The organism is Pseudomonas sp. BN417, from assembly GCF_029871205.1.
Classification (GTDB): domain Bacteria; phylum Pseudomonadota; class Gammaproteobacteria; order Pseudomonadales; family Pseudomonadaceae; genus Metapseudomonas.
Map to the genome: position 1 here is coordinate 1 of NZ_SSOJ01000003.1, position 710 is coordinate 710.

Annotated in this window: 1 protein-coding gene and 1 pseudogene; both read right to left on the reverse strand. The window is 59.3% G+C overall.

What is annotated here, in order from left to right; all coding sequences use genetic code 11:
* Positions 1–213: pseudogene (locus E8F11_RS00135) on the reverse strand (amino acid ABC transporter permease); the annotation flags it as partial.
* 97 nt (positions 214–310) lie between these two features.
* On the reverse strand, positions 311–710 hold a 400-nt coding region (locus tag E8F11_RS00140; protein ID WP_280286773.1), incomplete at its 5' end, for a transporter substrate-binding domain-containing protein.

The following is a 710-nucleotide window of genomic DNA, read 5'->3' on the forward strand; positions in this document are numbered from 1 at the left end:
CATGTCGCCGTCGTCGGCAATGGCGCTGACCGTGCCGTAATCGGCGACGCGCTGGCCTTCCTCTGCCTGGTAGGCGAAGTACTGGGGCACGCGGTTCCAGCGCCATTCGTAGGAAATCAGCGAAGTGGAGTACCAGAGGCCGTAGGCAATAACGACCAGGATCACGCCGGTCAGAACATGCCAGGGCCAGTTACGGCGATGTTTTCTCGTCACGGTAAATCTCGCTCATGGCGATTCATGAAAGACAAAAGGCAGGCCCGACCTCGTGAGCCGGGACCTGCCGCTTGCAGCTCGACGCTTGGCGCCGCCCTTATTCCATCTCTTTCAGCCAGTCGGTCTTCTTGAACCACTTGGCATGGATGCGATCGTAGGTGCCGTCCTGCTTGATCTGGTGCAGGTAGTTGTTGATCCAGTTGAGGCTGTCGTAATCGCCCTTCTTCAGGCCGAAGGACAGGGGCTCGTAGGTGAAGGGCTCTTCCAGGAACACCAGCTTGCCGGCGCCGGCCTTGTTCACCGCCACGACGTTGTACGGAGCGTCGTAGATGAAGGCGTCGGCCTTGCCGTTGACCACGTCCATCACCGCTTCCTGCTCGTTGTCGAAGCCATGGTACTGGGCCTTGGCGATCAGCTTCTTGGCGACCATCTCACCGGTGGTGCCGATCTTCGAGGTGATGCGGTACTTGCCATCGTTCAGGTCCTTGTAGGACTTG